The organism is Bacillus sp. FSL L8-0167 (assembly GCF_038630295.1).
Classification (GTDB): Bacteria; Bacillota; Bacilli; order Bacillales; family Bacillaceae; genus Bacillus; species Bacillus safensis.
The window spans coordinates 1750428-1768630 of the sequence record NZ_CP152027.1; the positions used below are offsets into that span (position 1 = coordinate 1750428).

Sequence of the window (18203 nt, forward strand, 5' to 3'; positions counted from 1 at the left end):
TATAACGTATGCACATCACCGTTGAACGAAAAATGAGGAGGTCAAACAAATGAAATTATTAGTAACAGGTGCAACAGGACAACTTGGGACGCTCGTCGTCAAGCATTTGCTCACAAAAGTACCGGCTGAACAAATTGCAGTCAGTGTTCGAAATCCACAAAAAGCAGCACATTTGAAGGATGCTGGGGTGGATGTACGCCACGGAGATTTTACTCAGCCAGAAACCCTGACATCAGCATTTGAAGGCATTGACCGTCTGTTGATCATTTCAACAGCGGATGGAGACCGTGTGCAGCAGCATAAAGCGGCAATCGAAGCGGCAAAAGCAGCAAATGTGGCATTTATTGCTTATACAAGTGTTGTCAATGCAAGAGAGAGTCAGCTTATCCTTGCAAATGACCATGCTAAAACAGAAGAAGCCATTGTGGCCTCTGGCATTCCTCATGTATTTTTAAGAAACAACTGGTATGTTGAAAACGAAAAAGATACGATTCTGGCGTCAGTCAGCGGCGCACCATTTTTAAGCCCTATTGGCGAAGGAAAGGTTGGCTGGGCAACAAGAAATGACTACGCAGAAGCGGCAGCAAATGCGTTAACACTTGCCGTACATGATCAGGAGATATATGAACTGTCAGGACCGCTTCGGACGCATAGTGAACTTGCACAAATTGTTAGTAAGGTGAGTGGAAAAGAAATCAAAGTAGAAAAAATAGATGTAGACACATTTGGAGACTTTTTAGCTTCAAATGGTGTACCAAAAGAAGCAGTGCCATTTGTCAAAGCCATTCAAAGCGGCATTCGCGATGGTGCTTTAGCTGTTGAAAGCCAAGATTTCGAAACATTACTAGGCCGTCCGTTAACACCTATTGAAGAAAGAATCCGTGAATTGATTTCAGAATAAACAACAAAAACGCCCTATGAAAAGGGCGTTTTTTTCATTTAGTCACACGAACCATAAGGACAAATTTTAGACAAATCACTTCGTTGAAATTTCAGAAATTTGGGATTAAAATGAAATTAAGGCATGATATTGAGTCATCAGATGACCAGAATGATGAATCAAAATGCAGCAATAGAAGGGAAGTTCGACGATGAAAGTCCATTTATTCGTTACTTGTTTAATTGACACGATGCAGCCAAATGTAGGAAAGGCGACAGTGGAAGTATTGGAAAGACTCGGTGTTGAAGTGGAATTTCCAGAAACACAAGTGTGCTGCGGGCAGCCAGCCTTTAACAGCGGCTATACAAAAGAGGCAATCAAAGCAGCGAAAAACATGATCAAAGCCTTTGAATCAGCTGAATATGTTGTGACACCATCAGGTTCGTGCAAGGCGATGTTTTTAGAATATCCTCATCTTTTAAGAGAAGACCGAGTGTGGTCGGCCAAGGCTGAGGCACTTGCCGCAAAAACATATGAATTAACAGAATTTATTGTTGATATATTACACGTGACAGATGTAGGCGCGAGCCTGAAAGGAAACGCAACCTATCACACCTCTTGTCATATGACGAGACTGCTGCGCATTAAGGAGGCGCCTTATACACTGTTGTCAAATGTCAAAGATTTGACGATGAAACCATTGCCCCGCGCAGAAAATTGCTGCGGATTTGGAGGAACCTTTTCAGTGAAAATGACCCCTATTTCTGAGCAGATGGTTGATGAAAAAGTACAAAGCATAGAGGAGACAGGCGCCGAATATATCATTGGTGCTGACTGCGGGTGTCTGCTGAACATTGGCGGGAGGCTGAACCGTCTTGATAAACCCATTCAGGTCATGCACATCGCAGAAGTATTAAACAGCCGCGGACTTTAAGAGGGGGAACGGCACATGAGTATGAAAATTGGAGAAAAGGCCTTTAAAGAACGGATCGGGGATGGCTTAGAAGACGCTGTCATGAGAGGAGCTGTTTCCTCTGCGCAGGAACGCCTGTATGAAAGGCGGCTATCTGCGAGCGAAGAACTTGGCAATTGGGAAAAGTGGCGTGAGCTTGGCGAGGAAATCAGGCAGCATACGCTGACGCATCTTGATGATTACTTATATCAATTAAGTGAAAGTGTAAGTGCACGCGGAGGCCATGTCTTTTTTGCGAAAACAAAGGAAGAGGCATCAGCATATATTCAAGACGTGGCACAGAAAAAAGCAGCCAAAAAGGTCGTCAAATCAAAATCAATGGTCACAGAAGAAATCGAGATGAATCAAGCGCTTGAAGAGATCGGCTGCGAGGTAGTCGAAAGCGATCTTGGTGAATATATTCTGCAAGTGGATGACCATGAACCGCCTTCACATATTGTGGCACCCGCCCTTCATATGACGAAAGAACAAATACGGGAAGTATTTCATGAAAGGCTTGGGTATGAGATGTCAGACACACCTGAAGAAATGACGAGTTTTGTGAGAGCCATCTTGCGTGAAAAATTCCTCGAAGCTGATATTGGTGTGACCGGCTGTAATTTTGCAGTGGCCAACACAGGGTCCATCTGCCTTGTGACAAATGAAGGGAATGCAGATCTTGTCACGGCTATACCGAAGACGCATATTGCCGTTATGGGAATGGAGCGGCTTGTTCCAACAATGGAGGAACTGGATGTCCTTGTGGGTCTTTTGTGCAGGAGCGCAGTCGGTCAAAAATTAACTAGTTATATTTCTGTCGTGGGACCAAAAGGAGAAGGAGAAGTAGATGGACCAGAAGAATTTCACTTGGTCATTGTGGACAATGGGCGGTCAAATATATTAGGAACGGCCTTTCAGCCTGTTCTCCAATGTATCCGGTGCGCAGCCTGCATCAATGTATGCCCGGTTTACCGGCATGTTGGCGGACATTCGTACGGTTCGATTTATCCGGGGCCAATCGGAGCTGTTCTTTCGCCGCTTCTTGGCGGCTATGATGACTATAAAGAGCTCCCCTTTGCATCAAGTCTGTGCGCAGCCTGCACGGATGCTTGTCCAGTGAAGATTCCGCTTCACGAGTTATTGATTAAACATAGACAGGTGATCGTAGAAAAAGAGGGCAGAGCGCCTAAAGCTGAAATGATGGCGATGAAAATGTTTGGTATGGGGGCATCGTCTCCCGGAATGTATCAATTTGGAACAAAAGCAGCCCCTGCGCTCTTGAATCGTATGGCTTCAAACGGACAAATTTCAAAAGGAATAGGCCCTTTAAAGAATTGGACAGATATTCGTGACCTGCCAGTTCCAAGTAAAGAAAGATTCAGGGATTGGTTTAAAAAGAGACAAAAGGAGGAGAAGTGATGAAGGGGACCATATCTCACCGAGAGTCGTTTCTATCTCATATCCAGCAGCAATTAGGCAAAAACTCCTCCCCAACTGCATCAATTCAGCGTCCGGAATGGAGGCATCAAGTCCAGTGGGAAACAAACGGAAGTTTGTCTAAAGAAGAGCTAGTCGAGCAATTGAAAAAGCAATGTCAGCAAATTCACACAAGAGTGGTCGAAACAACACCGGAGGAAGCGCCCTCTGTATTACGATTATTGATGACAGAATATGGTGAGGGCTCTGTAATGACATCGCGTGATCGACGTTTTGAACAATATGGTTTCCGCCCTATGTTTGACAGCTTGCAACAGGAAGGAATGTCCATCACCTGCTGGAATACAGATGCATCAAGAGAAGATAACTTAAGGCAGGCAGAACAAGCGAAATATGCAGTTGTGTTCAGTGATTATGCCCTTGCAGAATCAGGTACAGTTGTTCTTTCATCCCACCAAGGTCAAGGAAGAGCGCTGCATTTTTTACCGATGATGTATATCGTGTGTATAGAGAAAAGCTCAATTGTTCCGCGAATGATTCAGGCTGTTTCGGCTCTCAATCGCTCAGTAGAAGAGGGGGAGAAGCCGAAAGGTGCCATCCATTTCATATCAGGTCCAAGTAATTCTGCCGATATTGAAATGAATTTAGTGGTGGGGGTTCATGGTCCAGTTCAGGCCGTTTATCTGTTAATAGATGATGAATGAAGGCTTTCGTCATGAAAGCTTTTTTTCATCCAGAAAGCTCGCACCAGTTTAAAAAAATCATCTTGCCACTAGGTGAATGGACATAGTAAGATACGACATACAAGATGAACTGCTCATCTACTGCTGATGTAAAGGAAGCTGCTAATGGAAATGAAGACAACTGCTCAAACGAAATCAATTGCACTACCGCTTGTGATTTCAATTATTGCCATTTCGTTTTCTGCAATTATTGTGAAATGGTCAAATGCACCTGCTGCTATTTTAAGTATGTATCGAATGATCTTTGCGGCGGCTCTCATGCTGCCGTTTATCCTGCCTAGAAAAAAAGAATTTCTCTCGATAAAGCGAAGAGACTGGTTTTTCTTATGTATGTCAGGCTTCTTTTTAGGACTCCATTTTGTGTTGTGGTTTGGCTCACTGAAGCTGACGACAGTGGCAAGCTCTACCATTATTATCGCCCTTCAGCCGATGGTCTCCTTATTAGGCGGATTCCTCATTTTCCGTGAACGAACAACAATGTCTGCACTATTGACGATGTGTGCAGCGATTGTTGGTGCCCTCATGATAGGCTGGGGAGATATTGGTCATAGCAAGGAAGCCATCTTAGGAGATATTTTATCCTTTTTGAGTGTGATTGCTGTTGTTTGTTATTTGTTAATAGGCCAACAGGCTGTAAGAAAAATATCTCATTGGATTTATAGTTTTTGTGTATTTGGTTTTGCCGGTCTTTTTTTAATTTTATTCAACCTGCTTCAGCAAACCCCTTTCACAGGCTATCCGGGTAAAGAGTGGGGAATCTTTTTATTGCTCGCCATCATTCCCACCATGTCTCATGTCATTAATAATTGGCTTTTAACCTATGTGAATGCGACAACTATTTCAATGAGTATTCTTGGTGAACCTGTTGGGGCAACGATCCTTGCTGTATGGCTCCTTGGAGAAAAAGTCACACTGCTTCAAATGCTTGGCGGCCTGCTTGTTCTTTTAGGCGTCTTTTTCTTTTTGATGCAGCAGCGTCAAGGAATCGTGATGAAAACAAAAAAATCCGGTTAACTTCCGGATTTTTTACTCTTTTAAATCGTTTTTTTCAATCACTTTGTTTAATCTTGCCTCGATTTTTTTCAATTCCATTCGTTTTCTTCTGATTATGCGAAACGCGATGACAATGATTGTCACAATAAAGGCAATGAATAGAAGAGAGAACATTTGAAATAGAAGATCTCCCATGTTGAATGCCATATCCTCTCTATTAGACATACGTAAAACCTCCTTTTCTATCTATATATTACCATAATCATTAAAAGATTGAGATTTATCCATAATTTATCTATAATAGGTAAAATATCACTCATTAAAGGAGAACCAATATGAGAACTTTAGTCCTTTTACGAGGTCTCCCAGGCGTAGGTAAATCAACATGGATCAAAGAACAAGGCTTAGAGCCTTACACTTTATCAGCGGATCAAATCCGGCTGTTAACGCAGCCGCCGCAGCTATCAGTCAATGGGAAACTAGACATTTCAAGCAAGCATGACCACAAAGTTTGGTCATTATTATTCGATCTACTCACGGTCCGTATGGAACGCGGAGACTTTACTGTGATTGATGCGACACATATTTCAAGTAAATCGATTTCTCAATATAAGTCTTTAGCGACTTCGTATCGTTACAGGGTATATGTCGTCGATTTCACGCAGGTGCCTCTTGAAACAGCTCTTTTGCAAAATCGCTCACGTGAATCTCACAAAGTGGTGCGGGAATCTGTTTTGTATCAAATGAACGAGCGGTTAAAAACAGAAAAGGTCCCGTCATGGGTGACTGTTTTGCAGCCGGAGGAATATCCGCAAGTGATGACCTATCAGCCTCGATCCTTTGATCAATATGAGGCCATTCATGTTTTCGGAGATATTCACGGTTGTTACACCGCACTTACCACCTATTTGCAAGGAGACATCAAAGAAAACGAACTTTATATCTTTACAGGGGATTTGCTTGATAGGGGAATAGAAAACAAAGAAGTATTAGAATGGATGCTCGCCCATAGAGAATGCCGGAATGTCATCGTCATTGAAGGCAATCATGATCAGCATTTATACCGATTTGCACATGGTGAAAAAGTCAGAAGCAATATGTTTAACCGGCATACTGCGCCTGAAATCGAAGCAGCAGACTTTGATTTGAAGGAAGTACGAAAGTTTGTCAGAACCTTTCATCAGCTGACTTATTTTACGTACCATGATCAGACATTTCTTGTTACCCATGGCGGACTTGCTCATTTGCCGGAAGAGCTTCTTCATGTCTCAACACAGCAGCTCATTCACGGCGTAGGAGAATATTCAGATGACATTGATCACTTATTTGTTCAAAACACAGCTGGGCTGGATATCATCCAAATTCACGGGCATCGCAATTTATACAGACTGCCTATTCACGCAGCGGAAAGATCTTATAACCTAGAAGGCCAGGTTGAATTTGGGGGGCAGCTGAGGGTGTTGAAAATCACAGCTGACGGGATTGAGACTCATGAAATTGACAATCCAGTCTACAGAGCCTCTGAGAAAAAACAATCGGCTGCTGTTCAGCCAGATATTTCACTGGATGACTTTTTAGCTCATTTAGATCAGCATGAATACGTACAGGAATTAAAGCTTCCACACCATATTTCATCTTTTAATTTTACGAAAAAGGCTTTTAGTGAGCGTCAGTGGGATGATGTGAATGTGAAGGCAAGAGGTTTGTTTGTCAATATGGTTTCAAAGCAGATTGTGTCTAGAAGCTACAATAAATTTTTTAACATTGATGAGCGTCCGGAGACAAGAATGCAGCATTTAGTGAACCATCTTCAATTCCCTGTCGCCGTATATGATAAAGCAAATGGATACTTAGGAACTGTTGGGTATAACGAAATGGAAGATGAATTGGTGTTTACGTCCAAATCGTATACATCACATGTGAAACAAAATCAGCATGCTTCCTGGGTCGAAGAGCTATTTTATAAAACCTTCGGTGATGTGCAGGCTGACTACATCAAATCATACGTCCGTGACCACCATGTATCTCTTGTGTTTGAAGTCATTTTGCCAGAAAAAGATCCGCATATTATCACATATGAACAAGATCAACTCATTTTACTCGATATAGTGAAACGGCAGTTAAGCTATGAAAAAGCACCATTCGCTGAAGTGAAAAGATTAAGTGAACAGCTTGGAATATCCTGTAAGCAGGAAGTGGCTGTTTTCCATGATTGGACGTCTTTTTATAAATGGTATCAGGCGGTCTCTCATGATGACACAATAAAAGAAGAGGGATATGTCATTGAGGATGCTCGCGGCTTTATGACCAAACTCAAGCTTCCTTATTATCAATTCTGGAAGCAGATGCGCGGGATGAAGCAGCGCGTTGCAGAGAAGCGTTCCTCGCAAAAATTTATGCAGGCGTTGCAGACAGCGGAGCAAGCTAGGTTCTATACGTGGCTTCTTGAGCAAGAAGCAGATCATGTGAGGAATAGCACAATTATTGAACTGCGGTCACAATTTGAACAAAGCGGTACTGCCCAATTGAATAATGGTGGGATAAATGCATAGTCTAACAAAGAGTCTTTTCTAAGGAAAAGGCTTTTTTTGATGCAATTGAAAGGTGGACACTTGCATGCCTGACCATATTGAAGTCATTCTTCGGACGATGTTTGCTTTTGCAATTTTATTTGGAGGAGCACGTATTTTAGGAAAACAAACCATTGCGCAAATGAATATTTTTGATTTTATAGCAGCCATCAGCTTAGGTTCAATTGCAGCGAACCTGGCGTTTAATACAACGCTCCCGCTTCAGCACACAACGATTTCCTTTGTGTCACTTGTCATGATTATTTATGTGATTTCCCTGCTTGCATTAAGAAGCCGGAAGATGAGAGGGTTTATGGCTGGTAAACCAACCCTTGTCATACAAAATGGAAAAATTCTTGAAGGAAATATGAAAGGGATGAGATATACCCTTGATTATTTAAATCAACAGCTGAGAGAAAAAGACATCTTTGATATTAGCGAAGTTGAATTTGCGATGATTGAAACAGATGGGCATATGTCAGTGAAAAAATACCCTTCGTTTGAAAAAGTCACGCGGAAAGACCTACATTTATTCATGGAGGCAGAGCGTTACATGCCGATTGAAGTCATCATGGACGGGAAACTCATCCAAAAGAACATACAAGAAAATCAATTAACAGAGCAATGGATAGAAGAAGAGCTTAAAAAAAGGCAGCTGTCCTTAAAGGACATTGTTTATGCTGTTCGTTCAAGTAATGGAAACTTATATATTGATACATATGACGACCATATTCATTCTCCAATAGATCAGGAATGAATGTGTAGTGCTGATGACACCTGTGTGACACACATTTGACAATCTTTATAAGTCCTTTGGGTGTCATACGACTAGGTAGCATTTCTCAATTATTATTATTTTCAGAAAATGTGATGACGGATTAAAATAAGTATGTTTAAGTATAAATAGATGGAATTAAAATATTAATATAATATACCGAAAGCGGAATGAACGTTCATTCCTATATTTTTATAAGGAGGGGATGAAATGCCAGCAGTGACTGATAAACAAGAACAGATCATGAAGGCTTCGCTGGAACTATTTATTGAACGAGGCTTTGACGGCACCACAATGCCGATGATTTCAAAAAGAGCAAACGTCGGAGCGGGCACCATTTACCGTTATTTCGACAGCAAGGAGGCGCTCGTCAATATTTTGTACCAGCGCAGTCTCTCAGCATTTATCGAAAAAATGAACACAAACAGTCCAGATCCAAAGTTAAGTATCCGGGCGTACTTTAAGCATGTATTTTATTGCTTGGTTTTATTTACAAAGGAGAATCCAAGCGGGCTGTATTTCTTAGAGATTGATAAACGGTCTCATTACTTAGACGAGACGAGCAAAGAGAAAATGCAGCATTTGTTACATGAGCTTTTCCTTATCTTTGAAGAAGGGAAAAAGGATGGAATTCATCCAAATCTCTCAGGCAGAACCATTTTATCTATTGTATTTGGTGCCTTCGTGCAGCTGCATAAACAAATTCTTGCAGAAGAAATAGAGCCAACGATTGATTTTTTAGAGGATATTGAGCAATGTTTATGGCGCGCCATCAGCGTTGCATCTTAAAGAGATAAAGGGAGTGGGCATATGAAGCAACCATCAATCATTCCAAAACCAAAAACATACGGACCTTTTAAAAATATTCCCCATATAAAAAAAGGAGAGCTTTCTCAAACCTTTTGGCGGCTGGCAGATGAATTAGGACCGATCTTTCAGTTTGAATTTTCAAATGCAACAAGTATTTTTGTTTCCAGCCATGAACTTGTCAAAGAAGTATGTGACGAGAGCCGTTTTGATAAATATATTGGGACTAGTCTGAGTAAAGTTAGAGCATTTTCAGGGGATGGACTATTTACAAGCTGGACAGAAGAACCGAACTGGAGAAAGGCTCATCAAATTTTGATGCCTGCATTCAGCCAGCAGGCCATGAAGGGCTATCATGAAATGATGCTCGATATTGCCACACAGCTTGTGCAAAAATGGCAAAGAACAGGCCGCGATGAAGAAATTGAAGTAGCTGAGGATATGACAAAGCTGACTTTAGATACAATCGGCCTTTGCGGTTTTGATTTTCGCTTTAACAGCTTTTATAAAGAAAATCAGCATCCGTTCATCGACAGCATGCTGAAAGGTTTAAATGAAGCAATGGAGCAGTCGAGCCGATTGCCAATTGCAGATAAACTGATGATCAAAAGAAGAAAAGAATTTGAACAGCATGTCGATTTTATGAAGAAATTAGTAGATGACATTATTCAGGAACGAAGAAAACAAGATAAAACGGGCGATGATTTACTGTCTCTTATGCTGCATGCAGAGGACCCTGAAACAGGTGAACGTTTATCCGATGAAAATATCCGTTATCAAATCATCACCTTCTTAATTGCAGGACACGAAACAACAAGCGGACTGCTATCCTTTGCGATTTATTTCTTACTAAAGAATCCAGAGAAATTAAAGAAAGCCGTCCAGGAAGCAGATGAGGTGCTGCAGGGCGGGCTTCCGGCATTTAAACAGGTGCAAAAGCTAAGCTACACTCGTATGGTGTTAAATGAAGCTCTCCGCCTCTGGCCAACTGCGCCTACGTTCTCTCTTTATGCGAAAGAGGACACAGTAATCGGGGGGAAATATCCGATTCAAAAGAATCAAAGTGTCTCTGTTCTGCTCCCTAAACTACATCGTGATCAAGCGGTATGGGGAGAGGATGCAGAAGACTTTAAACCAGAGCGGTTTATGCACCCTGAGAAAATTCCGCAGCATGCCTATAAACCGTTCGGAAATGGCCAGCGTGCATGTATCGGTATGCAGTTCGCCCTGCATGAAGCTACGATGGTTCTCGCGATGGTTCTGCACAATTTAGAGTTAATTGATCACACATCTTATGAGCTAGATTTAAAAGAATCTCTCACAATTAAACCTAACGATTTTAAAATCAAAGTACGGCCAAGGAAGCAGCAATTCTTTATGGCACCACCGAAGGAAGAACCGAAGAAAAGCACCAATTCTAGTGAGTCAAAAGTGGCGAGTCACGGTACACCGCTGCTAGTTTTGTACGGATCAAATCTTGGCACAGCAAAGCAAATAGCGAACGAATTGGCTGAAGACGGGAAAGCAAAAGGGTTTGATGTGACCACTGCACCGCTTGATGACTTTACACGCCAATTGCCAGATACAGGTGCTGTCCTCATCGTGACCGCTTCATACAACGGACATCCACCTGACAATGCGAAGCAATTTGTGGATTGGCTGGCGCAGGATGAGGAGCAGGATTTATCAAACGTGACATTTGCTGTCTTTGGATGCGGAGATCGAAATTGGGCGAGTACGTACCAGCGGATCCCCCGTCTGATTGATGAAGCTCTAGAAAGAAAAGGAGCCAAACGTGTAGCTGATTTAGGAGAAGGCGATGCAGGCGGTGATATGGATGAGGATAAAGAAATCTTCCAGAAAAATGTCTTCGAACAGCTTGCAAAAGAATTTAAGCTCACCTTCAAAGAAAAAGGTAAGGAAAAGCCAAACCTATCAGTTGCTTATACTAATGAGCTAGTGGAACGTCCTGTAGCTAAAATATATGATGCCTTTTCAGCTGTTGTATTGAAAAATGAAGAATTACAATCAGAAAAAAGCACACGGCAGACAAGACATATTGAATTAAAATTACCTGCTGGAAAAGCATACAAAGAAGGCGATCATATTGGGATTGTACCGAAAAATAGTGATGCACTCGTCCAGCGTGTGACCCGCCGCTTTAAACTAGATCCTGAGCAGCACATTAAGCTTTCATCTGAGAAAGAGGCAAGTCATTTACCATTAGATCAGCCGATTCCAATCAAAGAATTACTTGCCTCGCATGTTGAGCTTCAAGAGCCTGCAACACGTACACAGTTAAGAGAGCTCGCAGCACATACTGTATGTCCGCCTCACCGCGTGGAGCTTGAAAAAATGGCTGGTGAAGCATATCAAGAAGCCATCTTAAAGAAACGAGTAACCATGCTGGATTTATTAGATCAATATGAAGCGTGTGAGCTGCCGTTTGTGCACTTTTTGGCGCTTTTACCAGGTTTGAAGCCGCGTTATTACTCGATTTCTAGCTCGCCAAAGGTAGATGAAGAAAAAGTCAGTATCACAGTGGCGGTTGTAAAAGGTAAAGCATGGAGCGGAAGCGGAGAATATGCCGGAGTCGCATCAACCTATTTATGTGGTCTGAAAGAAGGGGAAGAAGTAGCCTGCTTCCTGCATGAAGCGCAAGACGGATTCCAGCTGCCCCCTTCATCAGACATACCGATGATTATGATTGGACCAGGTACAGGGATCGCTCCATTTAGAGGATTTGTTCAGGCAAGAGAAGTGTGGCAGAAGGAAGGGAAGCAGCTAAGCGAAGCCCACCTATATTTTGGCTGCCGTCACCCTCAGGAAGATGATCTGTATTTTGATGAAATGCAGCTTGCAGCGCAAAACGGAGTTGTCCATATCCATCGCGCTTATTCTCGTTACGATGAGCAAAAAGTATATGTCCAGCATTTGTTGAAAGAAGACGGCGGCATGCTGATCGAATTGCTTGATCAAGGTGCTTATCTGTACGTGTGCGGAGACGGAAAAGTTATGGCCCCAGATGTAGAGGCTACACTGATCGATCTTTATCAAAACGAGAAACAATGCTCGAGAGAAACAGCTGAAAATTGGCTGACAACCCTCGCAAATGACAATAGATATGTAAAAGATGTGTGGAGCTGACAAAGAGGAAAGACCGCCTATTAGGCGGTTTTTTCTGTTCTCATAGAAAGAGATCGATAGAATGAAGGTTGGGAAGATACAAAACACCTAATTTGGAAATGAAATATTTTGTAAAAAATAAGAATATTCTCTCATTTACTCCAATATGAAACAATCGTATGATTTTTGATATAGGACATAAAGGAGGAATATAATGAAAAAGGTGAAAATGTTACTCCCTTCTCTTCTCGTTTTTGGTGCTTTAAGTGTGCCTAGTTTTGCCCATGCCGCATCGGATTCAGTACTAACGTCTGATTATGACATGGTGACTTCTGATGGTAAAGTGATTTCTTCAAGTGATTTCCACAATGATACGAAAGCCCCCTCATCCTTTGACAAAGTGGATGATCTTTCTTCTACTGTTGGTGAAAAAGTAAAACCACTATCAAAATATTTAAAAGATTTTCAAACGAAAGTCGTCATTGGAGACGATGGTAGAACCAAAGTAGCAAATACAAGAGTGGCACCATACAATTCGATTGCTTATATTACATTTGGCGGCTCAAGCTGTACGGGAACACTCATTGCTCCTAACAAAATTTTGACAAACGGACACTGCGTATATAATACGGCATCGAGAAGCTATAGTGAGAAAGGGACTGTATATCCTGGTATGAATGATAGTACTGCGGTGAATGGTTCAGCAAAAATGACTGAGTTCTATGTGCCAAGCGGATATATTAATACTGGAGCAAGCCAATATGACTTTGCCGTGATCAAAACCGATACGAACATCGGCAATACGGTCGGCTACCGATCCATCCGACAGGTGACAAACTTGACTGGGACAACCATTAAAATCTCAGGATATCCTGGTGATAAAATGAGATCGACTGGCAAGGTGTCACAGTGGGAGATGTCAGGTCCTGTGACGAGAGAAGATACGAATCTAGCGTACTATACGATTGATACATTCAGCGGAAATTCAGGTTCTGCCATGCTGGATCAGAACCAGCAAATCGTTGGAGTTCATAACGCTGGGTATTCAAACGGAACGATAAATGGCGGGCCGAAAGCGACAGCTGCCTTTGTTGAATTTATAAACTATGCGAAAGCGCAATAAAAAATAGAGCTTGTTTCCTTCATAGGGGACAAGCTTTTTTGTATGAATTGATTTGATAGGATTCATATTTCTAACCTGAGAGATTTGAGATTGAGAGCCTCATCATTTTTTTCTCATGTCATCTGCGCACCACTCATACATTAAAATGACACATTTCCTTTCAGTCAAGATGATGCTTAAGATGGATGAGGAGGGTCACGCGCTTTTGAAGATGAAAAGAGGCTGGATCGCTGCTGTCGCCTTATGTTTTGTGATATGGATGGGCACGTTGTTAGGTGGATTTGGAGAGAAGCAGGCAGCAAAAGGGGCTGATCGATATGATCATGTCGTTCAATTTCCAAAGGAAAGGTACCCTGAAACAGGCAGTCATATTCAAGAAGCCATTCGAAAAGGGCATTCAGATGTGTGTACCATTGACCGAAATGGAGCAGATGCCCGCAGGCAAGAATCATTAAAAGGAATTCCGACAAAACCTGGCTTTGACCGGGATGAATGGCCAATGGCGGTTTGTCTTGAGGGAGGAAAAGGCGCAAGCGTACAATATGTTAGTCCATCTGATAATAGGGGAGCAGGCTCATGGGTCGGGCACCAAATCAGCGGGTTTCCTGATGGGAAAAGAATATTATTCATTGTGAAATAAATCGAAAAGAGTCTCCCTAGAGTGGGGTTCTTTTGTTTATCATCAGAGCCTATTCGAGCTAGCAGGGACAAAAGATTCAGTGGTACAATCAATCTATAAGGTACAAAGACTGACAAGAAGAAAATGTGAAGGGACATTTGCTTATGGATAAGAACCGTGCATTATACGATTTTTTTATGCAGCATGCAGAGGAGCTGACCGAAACATGGTATGAATCAATTGAGGACGATGATCCAGAATCCATATATCGTTCAACAGATTCCAGCGTCATATCAGAGCTAAAACGGCAGAATCAAGATTATTACCAGCATTTTATACGAGCTATTATTGAAGATAAGACGTATTTACATACTGAATTTAAAAAATGGTCTGAGGCATTAGCCAGTGACCCAAAGCATTTAAATACACCATTAGATTATGTCGTGAGAGAATACATGTCCAATCAAAGAGTGGTTCTGCATTACTTAAAAGAATTTATCAAACAGCGTCAAGATGAAATTGATATTGACCGCATCTTTTATTGGTATGATTTAATTTCCGAAGCGTTTAATATTTCAATCCATGTGTTTATCCAGCAATATGTGAAAAATACAACCGAAAAGCTCGTGGCTCAAAGAGATATGATTTACGAATTGAGCTCACCGGTGATTGTCTTAAAAAGCCAGATTGCGTTATTGCCTTTAGTAGGTGACATTGACACAGCGAGAGCAAAGATTATTTTAGAAAATACGCTAAATCAGTGCTCGCAAAAAGGTGTTCAGCATTTATGTATTGATCTATCGGGTGTGGTCATTATTGATACAATGGTGGCTCATCAAATCTTTGATCTTGTCACGTCACTTCGGTTAATTGGAGTAGAGACGACCATTTCAGGGATTAGACCAGAAATTGCCCAAACAGCAGTGCAGCTCGGGCTTCCTTTTAATGAATTTCGCACGGCATCATCACTTGCTCACGCGCTGGACCGCATGACTGAATTTTCTCCAATATAAAAAACCAGGCCGTTCATCGGCCTGGTTTTTTATTTAGATGACAGCGTCAATTTGTGTGACTTTCCAATCTTTTTGTACTTTTTCGTACGTTACAGTTCGTTTTACTTTGCGTCCATCAAGTGTTGGGACTGTGAATTCATATGTGCGGACCGTTTGTTTTTTAGAAACAAGTTTAGGTGTGGCTTTTTCCCAATTGAGCATGTTGTCTCCATCACCGACTGGAACAGCCATTTTGCCTTTATGAACAATGAACTGATAATCTTTTAAACCATGTTTGATGGCATCTGGAGTGAAAACTTGAGATAGGTAGCTGTTTAATTTTTTCTTTGTATCAAATGTTTTAGAAAGATAGTTGTATGTCATATCTTTATAGGTAAATGATTTTAATTTGACATTAGAATGGTCTTTAATTTTGTAGCCTGACATTGCACTCCAAAAATGTTCTCTTGCATCAAGGGCAATATGTAACGCTTCTTTATTTGTCAAAGCGGCTGATTTCTTGGAAGCGGCCAATGTTGTTGTTTGTAATGAGATCATAAGCATAATAGCAGTTAATAAAACAAATAATTTTTTCAAGGCGATTGCCTCCTTTTCTCAATGAAAACTTCTTATGTTACAAATGTTACAATAATTACAGTGATATTACAAGTATTAAATCTAAATGTTTTTTTATTTCTTTTGTTTCTAATTATATAACGTTTGAGGGAGACAAAAAGTTTTCATTTTTTTTATTTTTCTTCTTAATCATTATTTAACCGTTCTAAAGAAGAACGAAACGTCTTTTGGAAAAATTTCTATTTAGACGTTTAACACTCTTTTTTATTTATGACATATACTGTCGTGATGAAAGTCTAAAGAAAGTGGTGTTTCGTATGTATCAACCGTATGAAGATATGTGGAATGGTTACTCATATGATAGGCAGATGCAAGGCTGGCCATCGATTTCTATTCCTCAAATTGGAGGTTTTCCTGGGTTTCCGATTGGAGGAGGTACTTGGCCAGGTCAAGGGTCAGGCGGGCAATCGGCACCGCCAGCTCCGCCGCAGCATATCATTTCGCAGTATCAGCAAGCACTCTCTCAGCCTCAAAGTATGCAGTCGCTTATATCTGCGCAAAGTGCAGGAGGCCATCAAGCTGTTCATTTTGCAGCGGGCTGTAATAGAAGATGGACGATTGTGTTCCTAAGAAACGGTCAAGTATTTTTAATGTTTGTCCTTTCCTCACAGCCATTTGGCAGAACAACTGGCTTTATATGGCCGAACTTTACTTTTGGCTCCTTCCCAAGTTCAAGTATTCTTGCATATTCCTGTGCATAAGAAAAAGCCGGTTCTCATCAGCAGCTGATGAAATACCGGCTTTTTTTAATGAATATTTCGAAATACGCCAATCACTTTACCTAGTATACTCACATTCTGTAAAATAATCGGTTCCATAGATGGATTCTCTGGCTGTAATCTAAAATGTGTATTTTCTTTATAGAAACGTTTCACTGTCGCTTCATCTTCCTCTGTCATGGCGACCACAATATCTCCATTGTTAGCGGTGCTTTGCTGACGCACAATGACATAGTCCTTGTCCAAAATACCTGCATCAATCATACTTTCTCCCATAATTTCAAGCATAAACACTTGTTCGTCTGGTGCTGCAAAAGTCTCTGGTAGAGGGAAGTATTCTTCTACATTCTCAACAGCTGTGATAGGAAGGCCGGCGGTTACTTTTCCGATGACTGGAACGTTCATTACAGCACTCTTTGGAATATTCATTTCCTCTTCATCTAGTACTTCAATCGCTCTAGGTTTTGTCGGGTCTCTTCTTATTAAGCCCTTTGTTTCCAGTCTAGCTAAATGTCCATGGACCGTTGAACTGGATGCTAGACCGACAGCTTCTCCAATTTCACGGACGGATGGGGGATAACCCTTGCTTTTTACTTCATCTTTGATGAATTTCAGGATATCGAGTTGTCTTTTTGATAGCTTCGTCATCTTTTGCACCTCAAAACGTCAATTTTAAAGAAATTATAGCATGTTTTTCCTAACAGTACAAACATAGGTTCGAAAAAACGTTTGACAGAAACGTTTGTTCGTATTTATAATGAGAGACAGAAAGAACGAACACACATTCTATTAGGAGAGATGACATTATGAGGTTAAAAGAATCTATTATTTTTATTGGGGTATTCTCATTCATCGTTGGCATATTTCTCTCACTTATTGCAGTCACAAGCCATAATGATACAAATCAATATGTTAAAATAGAGGTTCAATCAGGAGATACTCTTTGGGGATTAGCTGATCAAGTAAATGACAGCAAATCAATCGACAAAAATGCATTTATTGACTGGGTAACAGAACACAATGATCTTGCTTCAACAGAAATCCAGCCTGGAGACATTCTTGTCATACCCGTGAAAAAAGAGCATCCAGTCGTATATCAGCTTGCAACAGTACAGTAGAAAGGTCGATTGAAGACATGAACGCAATCATTTATGCGAGAGTAAGCACTGTGAAAGAAGAGCAGGAAACCTCGCTGAAAAGACAAGAAGAAGAACTGCTGGCTTTAGCTGCCATGCACAAGATGAATGTGGTCAAAGTCATCAAAGAAAAAGCAAGTGGATATGAGCTAGATCGTGATGGCGTGTTTGAAATGCTTGCTGCACTGAAGGAAGAGTCGATCGATGCCGTTCTTATCCAAGATGAAACACGTCTTGGGAGAGGACAAGCTAAAATTGCGCTTCTTCATTGTCTATTTAAAGAGAACGTAAAGGTATACAGCGTGTTTCATAGAGGAGAGCTTGAGCTTTCAGAAGCAGATGAAATGGTCATCGAGATTGTAGGAGTCGTCGAAGAGTACCAACGGAAAATTCATAACCTGAAAATCAAGCGGGGGATGAAAAGGGCTGTTGAGCGCGGATATCAGCCTGAACTAAATTTAAGGCAGCAGGACCATGCACCTGGCCGTGAGCGTATTGAAGTGCCGATTTCAGAAATTGTTCGATTAAGAAAAAATAACATGACGTTCGCCGAAATTGCCGCAACTCTTCAGGCATTAGGTTTTGACATTTCAAAAGCAACAGTGCATAGAAGGTATCAAGAATATGAAAAAGGCCTTACCACCTAAAGCGTGATTTGTTGTCAAAATGATTGATATTTAGTAGTATGTAGAGAA

18 protein-coding genes are annotated in these 18203 nt (G+C 41.3%); 15 read left to right on the forward strand and 3 right to left on the reverse strand.

Annotation, left to right across the window (positions count from 1 at the left end; translation table 11 throughout):
- Window positions 1-49 precede the first annotated feature (49 nt).
- The 5 genes from MHB66_RS08935 (at window position 50) to MHB66_RS08955 (ending at window position 5026) form a co-directional block, all read left to right on the forward strand.
- Window positions 50-901, forward strand: a complete 852-nt coding sequence (locus MHB66_RS08935; RefSeq protein WP_046311188.1) for an SDR family oxidoreductase — start codon at window positions 50-52, stop codon at window positions 899-901.
- 190 nt (window positions 902-1091) lie between these two features.
- Entirely contained in the window at window positions 1092-1814 is a 723-nt protein-coding gene (locus MHB66_RS08940) for a (Fe-S)-binding protein (protein ID WP_041117501.1), read from the forward strand.
- 15 nt (window positions 1815-1829) lie between these two features.
- Window positions 1830-3251, forward strand: coding sequence for a LutB/LldF family L-lactate oxidation iron-sulfur protein (locus MHB66_RS08945; RefSeq protein ID WP_041117503.1), 1422 nt, complete (start codon window positions 1830-1832; stop codon window positions 3249-3251).
- Window positions 3251-3973, forward strand: coding sequence for a lactate utilization protein C (locus MHB66_RS08950; protein ID WP_046311189.1), 723 nt, complete (start codon window positions 3251-3253; stop codon window positions 3971-3973). Before MHB66_RS08945 ends, MHB66_RS08950 begins: the two co-directional genes overlap by 1 nt.
- A gap of 144 nt (window positions 3974-4117) precedes the next feature.
- Complete coding sequence (locus MHB66_RS08955) at window positions 4118-5026, forward strand: DMT family transporter (protein WP_034283398.1); 909 nt, start codon at window positions 4118-4120, stop codon at window positions 5024-5026.
- A 12-nt stretch (window positions 5027-5038) separates the two neighbouring features.
- Here MHB66_RS08955 and MHB66_RS08960 read toward each other — a convergent pair whose 3' ends face one another.
- Window positions 5039-5230, reverse strand: a complete 192-nt coding sequence (locus MHB66_RS08960; RefSeq protein ID WP_046311192.1) for a hypothetical protein — start codon at window positions 5228-5230, stop codon at window positions 5039-5041.
- 110 nt (window positions 5231-5340) lie between these two features.
- On the opposite strand from MHB66_RS08960, the gene MHB66_RS08965 reads away from it, so the two are divergent.
- The 7 genes from MHB66_RS08965 to MHB66_RS08995 all read left to right on the forward strand — a co-directional run bounded on the left by MHB66_RS08965 (window position 5341) and on the right by MHB66_RS08995 (window position 15038).
- A complete protein-coding gene (locus MHB66_RS08965; RefSeq protein ID WP_046311195.1) occupies window positions 5341-7557 on the forward strand; it encodes an RNA ligase in 2217 nt (738 codons plus the stop codon).
- A 64-nt stretch (window positions 7558-7621) separates the two neighbouring features.
- Window positions 7622-8332, forward strand: a complete 711-nt coding sequence (locus MHB66_RS08970) for a DUF421 domain-containing protein (RefSeq protein ID WP_041117513.1) — start codon at window positions 7622-7624, stop codon at window positions 8330-8332.
- 228 nt (window positions 8333-8560) lie between these two features.
- On the forward strand, window positions 8561-9139 hold the full coding sequence (locus MHB66_RS08975) for a TetR/AcrR family transcriptional regulator (RefSeq protein ID WP_034283407.1): 579 nt from the start codon (window positions 8561-8563) through the stop codon (window positions 9137-9139).
- Window positions 9140-9160: 21 nt separating this feature from the next.
- The gene (locus tag MHB66_RS08980) at window positions 9161-12304 is read left to right on the forward strand and encodes a bifunctional cytochrome P450/NADPH--P450 reductase (protein ID WP_046311196.1); all 3144 of its coding nucleotides are present in this window, start codon (window positions 9161-9163) and stop codon (window positions 12302-12304) included.
- A 193-nt stretch (window positions 12305-12497) separates the two neighbouring features.
- Complete coding sequence (locus MHB66_RS08985; protein WP_024425124.1) at window positions 12498-13406, forward strand: trypsin-like serine protease; 909 nt, start codon at window positions 12498-12500, stop codon at window positions 13404-13406.
- 259 nt (window positions 13407-13665) lie between these two features.
- The gene (locus tag MHB66_RS08990; RefSeq protein WP_044335941.1) at window positions 13666-14046 is read left to right on the forward strand and encodes a NucA/NucB deoxyribonuclease domain-containing protein; all 381 of its coding nucleotides are present in this window, start codon (window positions 13666-13668) and stop codon (window positions 14044-14046) included.
- Window positions 14047-14189: 143 nt separating this feature from the next.
- The gene (locus MHB66_RS08995) at window positions 14190-15038 is read left to right on the forward strand and encodes an STAS domain-containing protein (RefSeq protein WP_046311199.1); all 849 of its coding nucleotides are present in this window, start codon (window positions 14190-14192) and stop codon (window positions 15036-15038) included.
- Between the two features lie 33 nt (window positions 15039-15071).
- Here the strand turns inward: MHB66_RS08995 and MHB66_RS09000 are convergent, their stop codons facing one another.
- Window positions 15072-15614, reverse strand: coding sequence for an IseA DL-endopeptidase inhibitor family protein (locus tag MHB66_RS09000; RefSeq protein WP_046311201.1), 543 nt, complete (start codon window positions 15612-15614; stop codon window positions 15072-15074).
- A 296-nt stretch (window positions 15615-15910) separates the two neighbouring features.
- Here MHB66_RS09000 and MHB66_RS09005 point away from each other — a divergent pair, with 296 nt between their 5' ends.
- Complete coding sequence (locus MHB66_RS09005) at window positions 15911-16354, forward strand: hypothetical protein (protein WP_046311203.1); 444 nt, start codon at window positions 15911-15913, stop codon at window positions 16352-16354.
- A 45-nt stretch (window positions 16355-16399) separates the two neighbouring features.
- Here MHB66_RS09005 and lexA read toward each other — a convergent pair whose 3' ends face one another.
- A complete protein-coding gene (gene lexA / locus MHB66_RS09010; protein ID WP_034283422.1) occupies window positions 16400-17020 on the reverse strand; it encodes a transcriptional repressor LexA in 621 nt (206 codons plus the stop codon).
- 158 nt (window positions 17021-17178) lie between these two features.
- Here lexA and yneA point away from each other — a divergent pair, with 158 nt between their 5' ends.
- Window positions 17179-17490 (forward strand): cell division suppressor protein YneA, encoded by a 312-nt coding sequence (gene yneA, locus MHB66_RS09015; protein ID WP_034283425.1) that lies wholly within the window; start codon window positions 17179-17181, stop codon window positions 17488-17490.
- A 17-nt stretch (window positions 17491-17507) separates the two neighbouring features.
- Entirely contained in the window at window positions 17508-18155 is a 648-nt protein-coding gene (locus MHB66_RS09020) for a recombinase family protein (RefSeq protein WP_034283427.1), read from the forward strand.
- Window positions 18156-18203: the final 48 nt, after the last annotated feature.

Coding starts and splice junctions, on each gene's coding strand:
- MHB66_RS08935 (WP_046311188.1), top strand. CDS start 50: ATGAAATTATTAGTAACAGGTGCAACAGGACAACTTGGGACGCTCGTC.
- MHB66_RS08940 (WP_041117501.1), top strand. CDS start 1,092: ATGAAAGTCCATTTATTCGTTACTTGTTTAATTGACACGATGCAGCCA.
- MHB66_RS08945 (WP_041117503.1), top strand. CDS start 1,830: ATGAGTATGAAAATTGGAGAAAAGGCCTTTAAAGAACGGATCGGGGAT.
- MHB66_RS08950 (WP_046311189.1), top strand. CDS start 3,251: ATGAAGGGGACCATATCTCACCGAGAGTCGTTTCTATCTCATATCCAG.
- MHB66_RS08955 (WP_034283398.1), top strand. CDS start 4,118: ATGGAAATGAAGACAACTGCTCAAACGAAATCAATTGCACTACCGCTT.
- MHB66_RS08960 (WP_046311192.1), bottom strand. CDS start 5,230: ATGTCTAATAGAGAGGATATGGCATTCAACATGGGAGATCTTCTATTT.
- MHB66_RS08965 (WP_046311195.1), top strand. CDS start 5,341: ATGAGAACTTTAGTCCTTTTACGAGGTCTCCCAGGCGTAGGTAAATCA.
- MHB66_RS08970 (WP_041117513.1), top strand. CDS start 7,622: ATGCCTGACCATATTGAAGTCATTCTTCGGACGATGTTTGCTTTTGCA.
- MHB66_RS08975 (WP_034283407.1), top strand. CDS start 8,561: ATGCCAGCAGTGACTGATAAACAAGAACAGATCATGAAGGCTTCGCTG.
- MHB66_RS08980 (WP_046311196.1), top strand. CDS start 9,161: ATGAAGCAACCATCAATCATTCCAAAACCAAAAACATACGGACCTTTT.
- MHB66_RS08985 (WP_024425124.1), top strand. CDS start 12,498: ATGAAAAAGGTGAAAATGTTACTCCCTTCTCTTCTCGTTTTTGGTGCT.
- MHB66_RS08990 (WP_044335941.1), top strand. CDS start 13,666: ATGGGCACGTTGTTAGGTGGATTTGGAGAGAAGCAGGCAGCAAAAGGG.
- MHB66_RS08995 (WP_046311199.1), top strand. CDS start 14,190: ATGGATAAGAACCGTGCATTATACGATTTTTTTATGCAGCATGCAGAG.
- MHB66_RS09005 (WP_046311203.1), top strand. CDS start 15,911: ATGTATCAACCGTATGAAGATATGTGGAATGGTTACTCATATGATAGG.
- lexA (WP_034283422.1), bottom strand. CDS start 17,020: ATGACGAAGCTATCAAAAAGACAACTCGATATCCTGAAATTCATCAAA.
- yneA (WP_034283425.1), top strand. CDS start 17,179: ATGAGGTTAAAAGAATCTATTATTTTTATTGGGGTATTCTCATTCATC.
- MHB66_RS09020 (WP_034283427.1), top strand. CDS start 17,508: ATGAACGCAATCATTTATGCGAGAGTAAGCACTGTGAAAGAAGAGCAG.